Origin of the sequence: Algihabitans albus, assembly GCF_003572205.1 — a bacterium.
Lineage (GTDB): Bacteria > Pseudomonadota > Alphaproteobacteria > Kiloniellales > DSM-21159 > Algihabitans > Algihabitans albus.
The window spans coordinates 200,362-214,879 of the sequence record NZ_QXNY01000006.1 but is presented as its reverse complement, the minus strand read 5'-3'; the positions used below and the strand labels follow the sequence as shown (position 1 = coordinate 214,879).

12 protein-coding genes are annotated in these 14,518 nt (G+C 68.1%); all 12 read left to right on the top strand.

All coding sequences use genetic code 11. The features are described from left to right. The first annotated feature begins 3 nt into the window (after positions 1-3). The 12 genes from mraY (at position 4) to DBZ32_RS17710 (ending at position 14,518) form a co-directional block, all read left to right on the top strand. Complete coding sequence (gene mraY, locus DBZ32_RS17765; RefSeq protein WP_119168585.1) at positions 4-1,089, top strand: phospho-N-acetylmuramoyl-pentapeptide-transferase; 1,086 nt, start codon at positions 4-6, stop codon at positions 1,087-1,089. A gap of 13 nt (positions 1,090-1,102) precedes the next feature. Further along, the gene (gene murD / locus DBZ32_RS17760; protein WP_119168584.1) at positions 1,103-2,500 is read left to right on the top strand and encodes a UDP-N-acetylmuramoyl-L-alanine--D-glutamate ligase; all 1,398 of its coding nucleotides are present in this window, start codon (positions 1,103-1,105) and stop codon (positions 2,498-2,500) included. Next, a complete protein-coding gene (locus tag DBZ32_RS17755; protein ID WP_119168583.1) occupies positions 2,497-3,621 on the top strand; it encodes an FtsW/RodA/SpoVE family cell cycle protein in 1,125 nt (374 codons plus the stop codon). Before murD ends, DBZ32_RS17755 begins: the two co-directional genes overlap by 4 nt. Beyond that, complete coding sequence (murG, locus tag DBZ32_RS17750; RefSeq protein WP_119168582.1) at positions 3,618-4,769, top strand: undecaprenyldiphospho-muramoylpentapeptide beta-N-acetylglucosaminyltransferase; 1,152 nt, start codon at positions 3,618-3,620, stop codon at positions 4,767-4,769. Before DBZ32_RS17755 ends, murG begins: the two co-directional genes overlap by 4 nt. After that, complete coding sequence (gene murC / locus DBZ32_RS17745; protein ID WP_119168581.1) at positions 4,766-6,208, top strand: UDP-N-acetylmuramate--L-alanine ligase; 1,443 nt, start codon at positions 4,766-4,768, stop codon at positions 6,206-6,208. Before murG ends, murC begins: the two co-directional genes overlap by 4 nt. Beyond that, positions 6,205-7,206 (top strand): UDP-N-acetylmuramate dehydrogenase, encoded by a 1,002-nt coding sequence (gene murB / locus DBZ32_RS17740; protein WP_119168580.1) that lies wholly within the window; start codon positions 6,205-6,207, stop codon positions 7,204-7,206. The genes murC and murB overlap by 4 nt, the downstream gene beginning before the upstream one ends. Beyond that, the gene (locus DBZ32_RS17735) at positions 7,199-8,122 is read left to right on the top strand and encodes a D-alanine--D-alanine ligase (protein WP_119168579.1); all 924 of its coding nucleotides are present in this window, start codon (positions 7,199-7,201) and stop codon (positions 8,120-8,122) included. Before murB ends, DBZ32_RS17735 begins: the two co-directional genes overlap by 8 nt. Beyond that, positions 8,113-8,970 carry a cell division protein FtsQ/DivIB gene (locus DBZ32_RS17730; protein ID WP_119168578.1) on the top strand — a complete coding sequence of 286 codons (858 nt, stop codon included), beginning with the start codon at positions 8,113-8,115 and terminating at the stop codon, positions 8,968-8,970. Before DBZ32_RS17735 ends, DBZ32_RS17730 begins: the two co-directional genes overlap by 10 nt. Positions 8,971-8,993: 23 nt before the next feature. Next, complete coding sequence (gene ftsA, locus DBZ32_RS17725; protein WP_119168577.1) at positions 8,994-10,265, top strand: cell division protein FtsA; 1,272 nt, start codon at positions 8,994-8,996, stop codon at positions 10,263-10,265. Between the two features lie 206 nt (positions 10,266-10,471). After that, on the top strand, positions 10,472-12,181 hold the full coding sequence (gene ftsZ / locus DBZ32_RS17720) for a cell division protein FtsZ (protein ID WP_119168576.1): 1,710 nt from the start codon (positions 10,472-10,474) through the stop codon (positions 12,179-12,181). Between the two features lie 277 nt (positions 12,182-12,458). Next, positions 12,459-13,487: a UDP-3-O-acyl-N-acetylglucosamine deacetylase gene (gene lpxC, locus DBZ32_RS17715; protein ID WP_235830258.1), complete on the top strand. Its 1,029-nt coding sequence runs from the start codon at positions 12,459-12,461 to the stop codon at positions 13,485-13,487. Positions 13,488-13,696: 209 nt separating this feature from the next. Beyond that, entirely contained in the window at positions 13,697-14,518 is an 822-nt protein-coding gene (locus DBZ32_RS17710) for an outer membrane protein assembly factor BamD (protein ID WP_119168575.1), read from the top strand.

The window sequence follows — 14,518 nt, the reverse complement described above, 5'->3', positions numbered from 1 at the left end:
CCCATGCTGACCCTGCTCGTTCCCTTCGCCGACGACTTCCAGCTGTTCAACCTATTCCGCTATCTGACCTTCCGCAGCGGCGGGGCGGTGCTGACCGCGCTCCTGATCTGTTTCCTGCTTGGCCCGCGCGTCATCGCCTGGCTGAAAATGAAACAACGCGAGGGCCAGCCGATCCGCGAGGATGGACCGCAGAGCCACCTGCTGACCAAAAAGGGCACGCCGACCATGGGCGGCGTCCTGATCCTGCTGTCCCTGGCGGTCTCCACCCTGTTGTGGGCCGACCTGACCAATCCCTACGTCTGGGTCATCCTTTTCGTGACCATCGGCTACGGCGCGATCGGCTTCAGCGACGACTACCTGAAGCTGACCCGGCGCAGCCATAAGGGCCTGTCGGGCCGCGGCAAGCTGGCCGTGCAGATCGTCATCGCCGTGGCGGCGACCGCCTGGATCGTGCAGATCGCTCCGTCGGAGATGGACCGGCACCTGGCGGTGCCCTTCTTCAAGGACCTGCTGGTCAACCTCTCCTGGTTCTTCCTGCCCTTCGCCGCCTTTGTCATGGTCGGCGCCTCCAACGCGGTGAACCTGACCGACGGACTGGACGGGCTGGCGATCGTGCCGGTGATGATCGCCGCCGCCTGCTTCGCCTTGATCGCCTACCTGGTCGGTAACACGGTCTTCTCCAACTACCTGCAGATCCACTACATCGCCGGCACCGGCGAACTGGCGGTTCTCTGCGGCGCACTGGTCGGCGCCAGCCTGGGCTTTCTCTGGTTCAACGCGCCGCCGGCCATGGTCTTCATGGGCGACACGGGATCGCTGTCCTGCGGCGGCGCGCTTGGCGGCATCGCGGTGGTGACCAAGCACGAGCTGGTGCTGGTGATCATCGGCGGCCTGTTCGTGCTCGAAACCGTCTCGGTCATGATTCAGGTCCTCTCCTTCAAGGCCACCGGGCGGCGCGTCTTCCGCATGGCGCCCCTGCATCATCACTTCGAGCAGAAAGGCTGGGCCGAGCCGACCATCGTCATCCGCTTCTGGATCATCGCCTTCGTGCTGGCGCTGATCGGTCTTTCCACGCTGAAGCTGAGATGAGGGGAGGCGCCGCATGATCGAACTCCCCTTCTTCCACGGCCTGCCCGTCGGCGTGCTGGGTCTCGGCAGCTCCGGTCTGGCAGCCGCGCGCGCGCTGCAGGCGAGCGGCGCCGAGGTCTGGGCCTGGGACGACAACGAGGACGCGCGCGCCCACGCCGCCGAGCGCGGCATACCGCTGGTCGACCTCCACCGCTGCGACTGGCAGGAACCGACCTCGCTGATCCTCTCGCCCGGCATCCCGCACAGGTATCCGGCACCGCATCCCGTGGTGGAGCTGGCGCGCGATGCCGGAGCCGAGATCATCGGCGATGTCGAGCTGCTGGGCCGCGCCCAGGCCGACGCGCGTTACATCGGCATCACAGGCACCAACGGCAAATCGACCACGACCGCCCTGCTCGGCCACATGCTGCAGCTCTGCAATCTGGACGCCCAGATCGGCGGCAACATCGGTCTGCCCGTGATGGACCTGGCGCCGGCCGGAAACAGCGGGACCTACGTGCTGGAGATGTCGAGCTATCAGCTCGAACTGACCTTCTGCATCACCTTCGACATCGCGGTTCTGCTCAACATCACGCCGGACCATCTGGAGCGCCATGGCGGCTTCGACGGCTACGTCGCCGCGAAGAAGGAGATCTTCCGCCGCCAGACCAGCCCGCGCACCGCGATCGTCGGACTGGACGACGAGACCTGCCGCGCCCTTCACGACGAACTCGCCGCCGCCGGCGATCAGCGGGTCATCGGCATCTCGGCGGAGCGGGAGGTACCGGGCGGTGTCTATGTGATAGACGGCGTTCTCTACGACGAACTGGACGGCCGGCGCGTGCCGGCGATCGATCTCTATGAAGTCGGCAGCCTGCCCGGCCGCCACAACTGGCAGAACGCCGCCGCCGCCTATGCCGCCGGCCGGGCCTGCCAGGTCGACGGCGCACCCTTGGCCGCCTCGATCCGCTCCTTCGCCGGTCTGCCGCACCGGCAGGAGCGCGTCACCGCGATCGAGGGCATTGCCTACGTCAACGATTCCAAGGCAACCAACCCGGAGGCCGCAGCCAAGGCCCTGGCCAGCTATCCGACGATCTACTGGATCGCCGGAGGCCGACCGAAAGACGGCGGACTGGAGCCCTGCCTGCCGCATCTCGACAAGGTCGCCGAGGCCTTCCTGATCGGCGAGGCCAGCGAGTCCTTCGCCGCCGAGCTGGAGGGCAAGGTCACGCTGCAGCGCTGCGGCGATCTGGCGACGGCGCTGGCCGCCGCCACGGTGGCCGCGCGGCGCGACGGCAAGCCCAATCCCGTCGTCCTGCTCTCGCCGGCCGCCGCCAGCTTCGATCAGTTCGCAAGTTTCGAGCAGCGCGGCGACACCTTCCGGCGCGCCGTCGAGGCGATCCCCGGCGAACGCGAGGAGGAGCTCGTATGAGCAGCTTCGCGCGCGCCGACACCTCGATTCTCGGCCGCTGGTGGTGGACCGTCGACCGCTGGACCCTGGCCGCCCTCGCCGTCCTGATGGGTATCGGGGCGGTGCTGATTCTCGCCGCCTCTCCCGCCGTGTCGGAACGGATCGGCCTCGGCTCCTTCTCCTTGGCGAAGCGTCAACTCGTCCTGCTGCCGCTCGCCGGGGCCTGCCTGCTCGGCACGTCGCTGCTCTCGGTCGCCTGGGTGCGCCGGCTCGGCGTCCTGGGCCTGCTCGGCACTCTGATGCTGCTGGTCGCCACCCTGGCCATCGGACCGGAGATCAAGGGCGCGCAGCGCTGGATCAACCTGGTCGGTTTCTCGCTGCAGCCCAGCGAGTTCCTCAAGCCCTTCTTCGCCGTGACCTGCGCCTGGCTCTTCGCCCTGGGCAAAAGCCAGCAGAATTTCCCCGGCACGGCCCTGGCGATGGCGCTTTTCGGGCTCTTCGCGACCCTGCTGCTGGCGCAGCCCGACCTGGGGCAGACCTTCGTGCTGGGCGTGATCTTCGGCGTCCAGTTCTTCCTCGCCGGCGTACCCATGGTGCTGGTGATCGCGCTGGGGATCTGCGGCCTGGTCGGCCTGATCGGCGCCTATGCCTTCCTGCCGCACGTGACCGAGCGCATCGACCTCTTTCTCGATCCCGCCGCCGGTGACTCCTTCCAGATCGACCGCTCCCTGGAGGCTTTCGTGCACGGCGGCCTCTGGGGCGTCGGCCCCGGCGAGGGCCGCGTGAAAGCCGTCCTGCCGGACGCTCATGCCGACTTCGTCTTCGCGGTGGCCGGCGAGGAGCTGGGACTGGTCATCTGCCTGCTGATCGTCGCGGTCTATGGCTTCGTGGTGCTGCGCGGCTTCGCCCGCCTGCTCGGCGAGTCGAGCCTCTTCGTGCTACTCGCGGCGACCGGCCTGCTCACGCAGTTCGGCCTGCAGGCGCTGATCAACATGGGCTCGGCCCTGCGCCTGATCCCAACCAAGGGCATGACCCTGCCCTTCATCAGCTACGGCGGCTCCTCGCTGCTCGCCCTGGCGGTCGGCATGGGTCTGCTGCTGGCTTTGACCCGCCGCCGATTCGCAACGGGAGACGAAACATGACCGGCGCCACCGACAGCAAGCGCCGCTTCACGGCGGTCCTGGCGGCGGGCGGGACCGGCGGGCACATGTTCCCGGCGCAGGCCCTGGCTCGCGTACTGCTGGAGCGCGGCGCCAAGGTGGTGCTGATCACGGACAAACGCGGCGCCGGCTTCGGCCCCGACCTGCCGCAGATCGAGACCTGGCGCGTGTCGGCCGGCGGCGTCGCCGGCGGCGACCTGCTGTCCAGGGCGAGCGGTGCGCTCCGTCTGGGTTGGGGCATCCTGCAGGCCCGTTCCCTGCTCAAGCGTATCGGTCCCGACAGCGTGGTCGGCTTCGGCGGTTATGCCAGCGTGCCGACGGTCTTCGCCGCCGGACGGCTGGGGCTGCGGGTGATCCTGCACGAACAGAACGCCGTCGCCGGGCGAGCCAACCGCCTGCTCGCTCCGAAGGCCGAGACGATCTGCACCTCCTTCGCGACGGTCTCCGGCTTGCGCGACTCCGAGCAGGAAAAAGTCACCATCACCGGCAACCCGGTGCGCAGCGCCATCGCCCAGCTCGGTCGCCAGCCCTACGGCGTGCCGGGCCCGAATGATGAATTCCGCCTGCTGGTGATCGGCGGCTCGCAGGGCGCGCGGGTGTTCAACGACGTGCTGCCCCACGCGCTTTGCCGCCTGCCGGACGCAATCAAGGCCCGCCTGAAGGTCGCCCAGCAGGTCCGCGGCACCGACACCGGCAGCGTTTCGGAAGTCTACGACACCTGCGGCGTCACGGCCGAACTCCGGCCGTTCTTCGAAGACATGTCGGAGCGCCTGAGGGCGGCGCACCTGCTGATCTGCCGCGCCGGCGCCTCGACCGTGGCGGAGCTTGCCGCCGCCGGCCGTCCGGCCATCCTGGTTCCCTACCCCTTCGCGGCCGATGACCACCAGACCGGCAACGCGCAGGCCCTCGCCGAAGCGGGCGGCGGCTGGTTGCTGCCGCAATCGAACCTGACCCCGCACAGCCTGGCCGAGCGTCTGGTCCGGCTGATCGAGGAACCGGGCGCGCTGGTACAAGCCGCCGGCTGCGCGCGCGCCTTCGCCGAGGAGAACGCGGCCGAGCGTCTGGCAGACGTCGTCCTGAACCATACCCGCTCCAACGGCGGCGCCAAGCGCGAGGAGGCCGCCGCATGAGAGCGCTGCCCCTCGACATCGGCCTGCTGCACTTCGTCGGCATCGGCGGCATCGGCATGAGCGGGATCGCGGAGATTCTGCACAACCTGGGCTACCAGGTGCAGGGCAGCGACATCTCGGAGAGTGCCAATGTCCGCCGCCTGCGCGGGCTGGGCATCGACGTCGCGGTCGGGCATCGCGCGGAAAACGTCGTCAAGGCCCAGGTCGTCGTGACCTCCAGCGCGATCAAGCCGGACAACCCGGAGGTCGTCGCGGCGCGCGCCGGTTTCCTGCCGATCGTCCGCCGCGCCGAGATGCTGGCGGAGCTGATGCGCCTGAAGTGGTCGATCGCCGTCGGCGGCACCCACGGCAAGACCACAACCACCTCGCTGGTCGCGGCGCTGCTGGAGTCCGGCGGTCTGGACCCGACGGTGATCAACGGCGGCATTATCAATGCCTACGGCACCAATGCCCGCCTGGGCGCGGGCGACTGGATGGTGGTTGAGGCCGACGAGAGCGACGGCACCTTCACCAAACTGCCTTCCGCCATCGCCATCGTCACCAACATCGACCCCGAGCATCTGGATCACTACGGCACGCCGGAAGCGCTCGACCTCGCCTTCGAGACCTTCGTCGAGAACATTCCCTTCTACGGCTTCGCGGTCCTGTGCATCGACCATCCGGGCGTGCAGGCGCTGATCGGCCGCATCGAGGATCGGCGGATCGTCACCTACGGCTTCTCTCCCCAAGCCGAGGTGCGGGCGGAGGCTCTGGAGGCCTCGGCGGCCGGCTCGCGCTTTTCGGTCGTGATCTCCGATCGGACCGGCGAGAACCGGCGCCGGATCGACGAGCTGTTCCTGCCGATGGTTGGGCGCCACAACGTCGAGAATGCGCTCGCCGCGATTTCCGTGGCGGTGGAAATGGGACTCGGCGCGGAAACGATCCGGGCGGGCCTGGCCGACTTCGCCGGCGTCAAGCGACGCTTCACCCGCATCGGCGAGGCGCGCGGCGTCACGGTGATCGACGACTACGGCCATCACCCGGTCGAGATCTCGGCGGTTCTGCAGGCCGCCCGCCAGGCCACCGATGGACAGGTGGTGGCCGTGGTTCAGCCCCACCGCTACACACGGCTGGCCAGTCTCTTCGAAGACTTCTGCAGCTGCTTCAACGACGCCGACGCCGTGATCGTCGCCGACGTCTATGCCGCCGGCGAGACGCCGATCGAGGGCGCCGACCGCGACCATCTGGTCGCGGGGCTGCGCGCGCACGGCCACCGCCGCGCCTTGCCGCTGGAGACTCCCGAGCGGCTGGCGGAGACGATTCTGCCGCTGGTGCAAGCGGGCGACCTGGTGGTCTGTCTCGGGGCCGGCACCATCACCAACTGGGCAGGCAGCCTGCCGGAAGATCTGGACGCGCGCTACGCCGAACAGGACCGCCGGACGGCGGGAGGGAGGCCATGAGCGCGATGACCGCCGCACAGCTTCCCCGTCTGCTCGACCGCTTGCCGCCGGTGCGCGGGCGCTACAGCGAGAATGCCGACCTGGCCAGGATCACCTGGTTCCGGGTCGGCGGCCCGGCCGAGGTGAGTTTTCGCCCGGCCGACCGCGCGGATCTGCGCGCCTTTCTGGCGGCCAAGCCCGCCGACGTGCCGGTGACGGTGATCGGCGTGGGCTCCAATCTCCTGGTGCGCGACGGTGGCGTGCCCGGTGTCGTGCTGCGCCTCGGTCGCGACTTCGCCCGGATGCGGCGTGCCGAAGGGGACGAGCCGGAGGGCGCGGCCCTGGAGGTCGGTGCCGCCTCCCTCGATCTCATGGTGGCCAAGGCCGCCGCGGAAGCCGGCCTGGCTGGTCTGGAGTTTCTCTGCGGGGTGCCCGGCACCATCGGCGGGGCCCTGCGCATGAACGCGGGCGCCTACGGCCGCGAACTGAAGGACGCGCTGATCTGGGCCGAAGCGCTCGACCCGCGGGGCGAACTGCATCGTCTGTCGCCGGCCGATATGGGCCTGTCCTATCGAAAGTCCTCGGTCCCGGCCGACTGGATCTTCCTGGGTTGCCGCCTGCGCGGACAGGTGGGCGACCCCGCCGAAATCCAGACGCGGATGCGCGAGATTCAGGAGAGCCGCGAGGAGAGCCAGCCGATCCGCACCCGCACCGGCGGCTCGACCTTCAAGAACCCGCCAGGCGAGAAGGCCTGGCAACTGATCGACGCCGCCGGCTGCCGCGGCCTGACGGTCGGCGGCGCGCAGGTGTCGGAAAAGCACTGCAACTTCCTGATCAACACCGGCACGGCCACGGCCGCCGACATCGAGGCGTTGGGCGAAGAAGTCCGCAGCCGTGTCAAGGCGCAGAGCGGCATCGAGCTGGAGTGGGAGATCAGGCGTATCGGCATCGCCGCCTATCGCCCGTCGGAGGGTCCGCAGGTGGAGGGCCCGCAGGTGGGAGGCCCGCATCATGGCTAAGCGCGTCGCCGTCCTGATGGGCGGTCCTTCGGCAGAGCGCGAGGTCTCGCTGACCAGCGGCGCGGCCTGCGCCGCGGCGATACGCGAGCTGGGACATGAGGTCGTCGAGATCGATCCGAGGCTGGGCGAGCAGGGTCTGGTCGCTCTGGTTCAAGCCCTGACGCCCAAGCCGGACGTCGTCTTCAACGCGCTGCACGGCCGCTGGGGCGAGGACGGCTGCGTTCAGGGCCTGCTCGATCTGCTCGGCGTGCCCTACACCCACTCGGGCCTACTGGCCTCGGCCGTGGCGATGGACAAGCCGATGGCCAAGCAGGTGTTCGAGAGCGCAGGCCTGCAGGTACCCGGCGGCCTGACCGTCTCCTGCGCCGAGCTGTCCGCGGGCGATCCGCTGGCCCGCCCCTACGTCGCCAAGCCGCTGAACGAAGGTTCCTCGGTCGGCGTGCGGATCGTACGCGAGGGCGACAACAGAGCGCCGCTCGACCCGAAGTCCTGGGGGTTCGGGGAGCGGATCCTGGTCGAGCCCTTCATCGCAGGCCACGAACTGACGGTCGGCGTGATGGGCGACCGGCCCCTCGCCGTCACCGAGCTGCGCCCGCACCAGGGCTTCTACGACTACGAGGCCAAGTACACCGAGGGCCGGACCGAGCACCTGGTCCCCGCCCCCGTACCGCCGAAGATCTACGAAGCCGCGCTGGAGGCCGCCGCGACCGCCCATCGGGCGCTGGGCTGCCGGGGCGTGTCCCGCGCCGACTTCCGCTGGACTCCGGAGGAAGGGGAAGCGGGCCTGTACATCCTGGAGGTCAACACCCAACCGGGCATGACGCCGCTGTCGCTGGTGCCCGAGCAAGCCCAACACCTGGGCATGACCTTTAGCGAGCTGGTCGGCTGGATGCTGGAGCACGCCGCATGCGACTGAACCGAAACGCGAAACCGGCGCGCAGCTCGCAGCCCAAGCGGAGCCGGCGCACCGCCAAGCCGGCCCGCCGCCACTGGCGCTGGGCCCTGCCGCTGCTCGGCCTGACCGTTCTGGGCAGCGCCGGTGGCTGGGCCGCCTCGAGCGGCTGGATCGACCGCCAGAGCCTTGCGGCGACGGAGGCCTTCTTCTCCACGACGGCAACGCTCGGCCTGGCCGTCGACGACGTGCTGGTAGAGGGGCGTAACCGGACGATGTCGGCGGAGGTTCTGGCCGCTCTGGACGTCGGGCGCGGCAGCCCGACGCTGCGCTTCGATCCGACCGAGGCGCGCGACCGCCTGATGGCTCTGTCCTGGATCGCCGATGCGCGGGTCGAACGCCGCCTGCCGAACCTGATCTTCGTGCGCTTGCAAGAGCGCCAGCCGCTGGCGCTCTGGCAACTGCACGGCCGGCTGAACGTGATCGATACCGACGGAGCCATCATCGAGGGAGCCGAGCCGGCCCGCTTCGCAGCCCTGCCGCTGCTGGTCGGCGAAGGCGCGCCGGAGCGCGCCGGCAATCTGCTGGCGCTGCTCGACCGGGCGCCGGACCTGGCCGAACTGGTGATCGCGGCCGTTCGGGTCGGCGAGCGCCGCTGGAACGTCGTGCTGGAGGGCGACATCGAGGTGCGCCTACCCGAGGTGGGTGCGGTCGAGGCCTGGGAACAACTGGCCGAACTGGTCCGCGACGAGGCGCTGCTGGAGCGCGACGTGGTCACCATCGATCTGCGCCTGCCCGACCGCCTGATCCTGCGCGGACACAACGCACCCGAACCCGCCTGGCGGCGCGCCGCCGACGGCGAAGAAACCTGAGCCGAGGGGAGCCGACACCCGCGATGCGCAAGCCACCGCGCCGCAACCGCAACGGTCTGATCGCCGGGCTCGACGTCGGGTCGGGCAAGGTCTGCTGTCTGATCGCCAAACGCGACGGGCCGGAGGGACAGCCGCGCGTGATCGGCATCGGCCAGCAGATCAGCCGCGGCGTCAAATCCGGCGCCGTGGTCGATATGGAAGCCGTCGAGCGGGCCATCCTGGCCGCCGTTCACGCCGCCGAGGAGATGGCCGGCGAGACCATCGAACAGGTGGTCATCTCGCTGTCCGGCGGCTATCCCGCCTCGCGTACGGTCAATGTGGAGGTCTCGATCGACGGCCATGAGGTCAGCGACGCCGACCTCGCCCGCGCCCTGGCCGAAGGCCGCCAAGTAGAAGGGAACCTGGGTCATCCGGAAAAGGGCCGCCAGCTGGTCCACTCCATTCCGGTGGCTTACACCATCGACGGCAGCCGTGGCATTCGCGACCCGCGCGGCATGTACGGCGAGCGCCTGGGCGTCAACATGCACGTGGTGACCGCCGCGATGGGACCGGTGCGCAACCTCGCCACCTGCATTCAGCGCAGTCATCTGGATATCGGCGGCTTCGTCGTCGCACCCTACGCCTCCGGCCTCTCGGCGCTGGTCGACGACGAGCGCGAACTGGGCGTCACCCTGATCGACATGGGCGCCGGCGTCACCTCGATCGCGGTCTTCTACGAAGGCAGCCTGATCTACACGGACGCGGTGCCGGTGGGCGGCGGTCACGTGACCAGCGACATCGCCCGCGGTCTGTCCACGCCACTCAATCACGCGGAGCGGCTGAAGACGCTCTACGGCCACGCGGTCGCCACGGCCTCCGATGCGCGCGAGATGATCGACGTGCCGCAGGTCGGCGAGGAGGAAGAGGGCCACAGCCACCAGGTTCAGCGCTCGCTGCTGGTCGGCGTCATCCAACCGCGTCTGGAGGAGACCTTCGAGCTGGTGCGCTCCCGCCTGGAGGCCAGCGGCTTCGACAAGGTCGGCGGCCGTCGCGTCGTATTGACCGGCGGCGCCTGTCAACTGCCGGGCATGCGCGACCTGGCGGCGGACATCCTGGACAAGCAGGTGCGCATCGGGCGGCCGATCCACGTCGGCGGCTTGGCCGAGGCGACCGGCGGACCGGCCTATGCCGTCGCCGCCGGCCTGATCGCCTACGCCGTCCAGAACGAAGCGGCGAGGCCTCCCGAGACTCGCCCACACAACACACACGCAGGCCTGGTCGACCGGGTGGGGAGCTGGCTGCGTGAACACTTTTGAACGATCCCATCGAAGGAGCTGCGGCGCGACGCAGCAACGGCCGTCCCGACCGCATCGGGACAGTAATCCGCCACCCCGAGCGCATCGGGAGAGTTATCCGCCGTCCCGAATAGATCGGGACAGTCACCCGCCGGTCCCCGCCGGAACGTACGGGGCGCCCGGTTTGGGCCTGCGATGTGAGACCTTAGGAACTGGAGGCTATTGAAATGACCTTGAACTTGAACGCTCCCGAAATGGAAGAGCACTTGAGCCCCCGTATCACCGTGATCGGTGTCGGCGGCGCCGGCGGCAATGCCGTCAACAACATGATCAACTCCCAATTGGAGGGCGTTGAGTTCCTGGTGGCCAACACCGATTCCCAGGCCCTGAAGGGCTCCATCTGCGATCACCGCATCCAGTTGGGACGGAACATCACCTCCGGCCTGGGCGCCGGTTCGCGGCCCGAAGTCGGCCGCGCCGCGGCCGAGGAACAGCTTGAGGAGATCCTGGCTCACCTGGAGACCTCCAACATGGTCTTCATCACCGCCGGCATGGGCGGCGGCACCGGCACCGGCGCCGCGCCGGTGATCGCCAGGGCGGCCCGCGAGTCCGGCATCCTGACCGTCGGCGTGGTGACCAAGCCCTTCCAGTTCGAGGGCATCCACCGCATGCGGATCGCCGAGAGCGGTATCCAGGAACTGAGCCAGTATGTCGACACGCTGATCATCATCCCGAACCAGAATCTCTTCCGGGTCGCCAACGAGAAGACCACTTTCGCCGACGCCTTCAAAATGGCCGACGACGTGCTCTACTCAGGCGTTCGCGGCGTGACCGACCTGATGGTCATGCCGGGCCTGATCAACCTGGACTTCGCCGACATCCGGTCGGTGATGACCGAGATGGGCAAGGCCATGATGGGGACCGGCGAGGCCGAGGGCGACAACCGCGCCATCGCCGCCGCCGAGGCCGCGATTTCCAACCCCCTGCTGGACGATGTCTCGATGCAGGGCGCGCGCGGCGTTCTGATCAACATCACCGGCGGCATGGACATGACCCTCTTCGAGGTCGACGAGGCGGCCAACCGCATTCGCGACGAGGTCGATCCGGACGCCAACATCATCTTCGGCTCCACCTTCGACGAGAGCCTGAACGGCAAGATGCGTGTCTCCGTCGTCTCCACCGGCATCGAAGCCGAAGAGGCCTTGGAGCCGCGGCCGGCGAACCTCTCGCTGGTGCATTCCCGCCCCTTCAACCGACCGGGTGCGCGGCCGGAGGCCGGCCAAACCGCGCCTGAGGCCGGCACCGCTTCGACGGCCCAGCAGCAGGCTCCGGTCGCCGAGACGGCCGCCGAGACAGGCGAGAACGCCAAGACCCTCGACGTCCCCGCCGAAGCCGCTTCGGAGCTCGGTCGGGCCGTCGCCTCCGCCATCGAGCCTGAGGCGGCTCCCGCCGAGGTCGATGAGAGGGCCGCGATCCAGGCCGAGCCCCAGCAGCAGGAAGCCGATAGCTTCATGCCGCCCGCACCGGCCACGCCCGAGCGGCGCAGCCATGCCACCAGCCAGGCCGCGACCCGCCCGGACCCCTTCGCCGTTGCCGATCTGGCCAATGCAGCCCGGTCGCAGCAGGCGGAGAAGCCGACTGCCGCGGCAGCCTCGCGGAACAAGGCCTACAGCCTGTTCCGCCGGGTCACCGGTGGCCTGACCGGAGCGACGGACCAGGAAATCCGGGAAGCGGCGGCTCCGCAGGTTCGCCGCGAACCGGTGATCGCACGCCCGAGCGAGCCCCAGGCTCCCGCAAAGGCGCCTGAAACCGCCGGTGGCAATCCGGCGGCCGAGGCCCGGCAGCATAAACTGGCGGGAATCGACCAGAATCAGGCCAACAAGGACGAGGAAGACCTGCTGGACATCCCGGCTTTCCTGCGCCGCCAGGCAAACTAAGCCGACTACCTGACCGGCGGGAACGAATCACTTAAGAGTTCGTTAAAGAAAACGGGCGCTCGAATACTAGGGATAGTAGGCGAGCGCCCGTTTTGCGTAACAAGCGGTAACAAATGTTGATTTGAGATAACGACGACGGGACGCCTAGAACACTCTGGACGTACTATGCCATGCGATATGAGGGCCGACGGTCCTTGCCCGAGAGTGCGGCCGGGGGCTTTCGAAGCTACGCACCGAAGACCGGGAATCGCGGGCAGATTGAAGAGGATGTGTATCGATGGTCGACGGGATGACGCCGTTTCGCGTGATTCACTCTAGCGCCGCCGGACAGGACGCGCCGAGCGTGAACGATATCGGCAAGCCCGGGATCGGCTCCTCCGGTCGAGGGCAGCGCCAGACGATCCTCAAGCAGACGACCCTCAAGAATGCCATCCACTGCTCCGGCGTGGGCGTTCATGGCGGACAAAAGACGTGCATGACGCTCAAGCCGGCCGCGGCAGACAGCGGAATCCTGTTCCAGCGTAGCGATCTGCCGGGCCAGCCGACGATCCCGGCCCTCTGGTCGCAGGCTGTGGAAAGCCCTCTCTGCAGTAAGATTGTCGCGACCGATTGCGACGCTTCCGTGTCGACGATCGAGCATCTTATGGCCGCTTTGGTGGGCTGCGGCGTCGACAACGCCTTGATTGAGATCGATGGATCCGAAGTCCCGATCATGGACGGCAGTGCGGCGCCCTTCGTGTTCTTGATCGAGTGCGCGGGCATCGCATCGCTTGCGGCGCCGCGCAAGGCGATCAGAGTCCTCAAGCCGATCGAGGTGAGCGAACCGCATCGCACCGCGCGCCTGCTGCCGCACGACGGTTTCTCAGTGGATTTCGCGATTCACTTCGACAGTAAGGCCGTGGGCGGCCAGCGCTTCGCCTGCGAAGTGACGCCGACATCCTTCAAGCAGGAAATCTCGCGGGCGCGGACCTTCGGCTTTCTGCAGGAGGTTGACCAACTGCGCAAGCTCGGGCTCGCCAAGGGCGGAAGCCTGGACAATGCCATCGTCATCGACGACGGCGTTATCCTCAATTCCGGTGGCCTGCGTTACGTCGATGAGTTCGTCCGCCACAAGGCGCTGGACTCGATCGGCGACCTCTACATGGCCGGCCGGCCTCTGATTGCCGGTTTCGAGGGCAACAAGGCCGGACACGCCCTGACTCTGCGCCTCCTGCAAGCGCTTTTCGCGAACCCGGCGAACTACGCCGAGGTGGAGTTGACCGAGGCCACGGCCGAGGACGACCTGCTGTTGGCTGCCGGAGCCTGAGGAACAGCCTCCAGAAGGGCCCGGTGATGGGGGGCTCGTTGTTCGCTATGGCGTCCAGCGCGGCAAAGCATCCTGCGAAGTCGGGGAAAACCGGAGATTCGGGAACTCTCAGGGTGCGAACCCTTCATTGTGACCGCCAGGCGCTTGCTGCCTCCACGGCCATGCCTATAGTCTGCGCCGGATTTGGTTTTGCCTGCCGGAGTCACGCGATGGCCTACTACACCCGACCCTTCCCCCGTGCGATCTCGGCTGCGGCCTTGGCGTCCTTGACCTTGCTGCTTGCGGGCTGCGGCACCGGCGACGAAGAGCTGGCCTACGAGGAACAGCCGGTCGAAGAGCTCTACAACCGCGGCTACACCAACCTCCTGGAGGGCGAAAACGATCTGGCTTCGCAGCTGTTCGACGAGGTCGAGCGGCAGCACCCCTACTCGGTCTGGGCGCCGAAGGCCCAGCTCATGGCGGCCTACGCGCACTACCAGGACAACCGCTACGACGACGCGATCAACACCCTCGACCGCTTCATCGAACTGAATCCCGGCAATGAGGACGTGGGCTACGCCTACTATCTGAAAGCCATTTCCTACTACGAGCAGATCAGCGACGTCGGCCGCGACCAGAGAATGACGGAGTTGGCCCTCGGCGCCCTCGAGGATGTGACCCGGCGCTTCCCGGAAAGCGAATATGCCCGCGACTCGCAGCTCAAGATCGACTTGGCGCGCGACCACCTGGCCGGCAAGCACATGACGATCGGCCGCTACTATCTGCGCCAGGGCGAATATCTGGCCTCGATCAACCGCTTCCGCATCGTTATCGAGGATTATCAGACGACCGCACATACGGCGGAGGCCCTGCACCGTCTGGTGGAAGCCTACATGGCCCTCGGCGTCACCTCGGAAGCTCAGGCCACCGCCGCGGTTCTGGGCTACAACTATCCGGGCAGCGATTGGTACATCGACTCCTATGCCCTCCTGACCGGCGCCGACCTGCGCCCGGAAGAGGACCGGGGCTCGTGGATCTCCCGCATCTTCTGA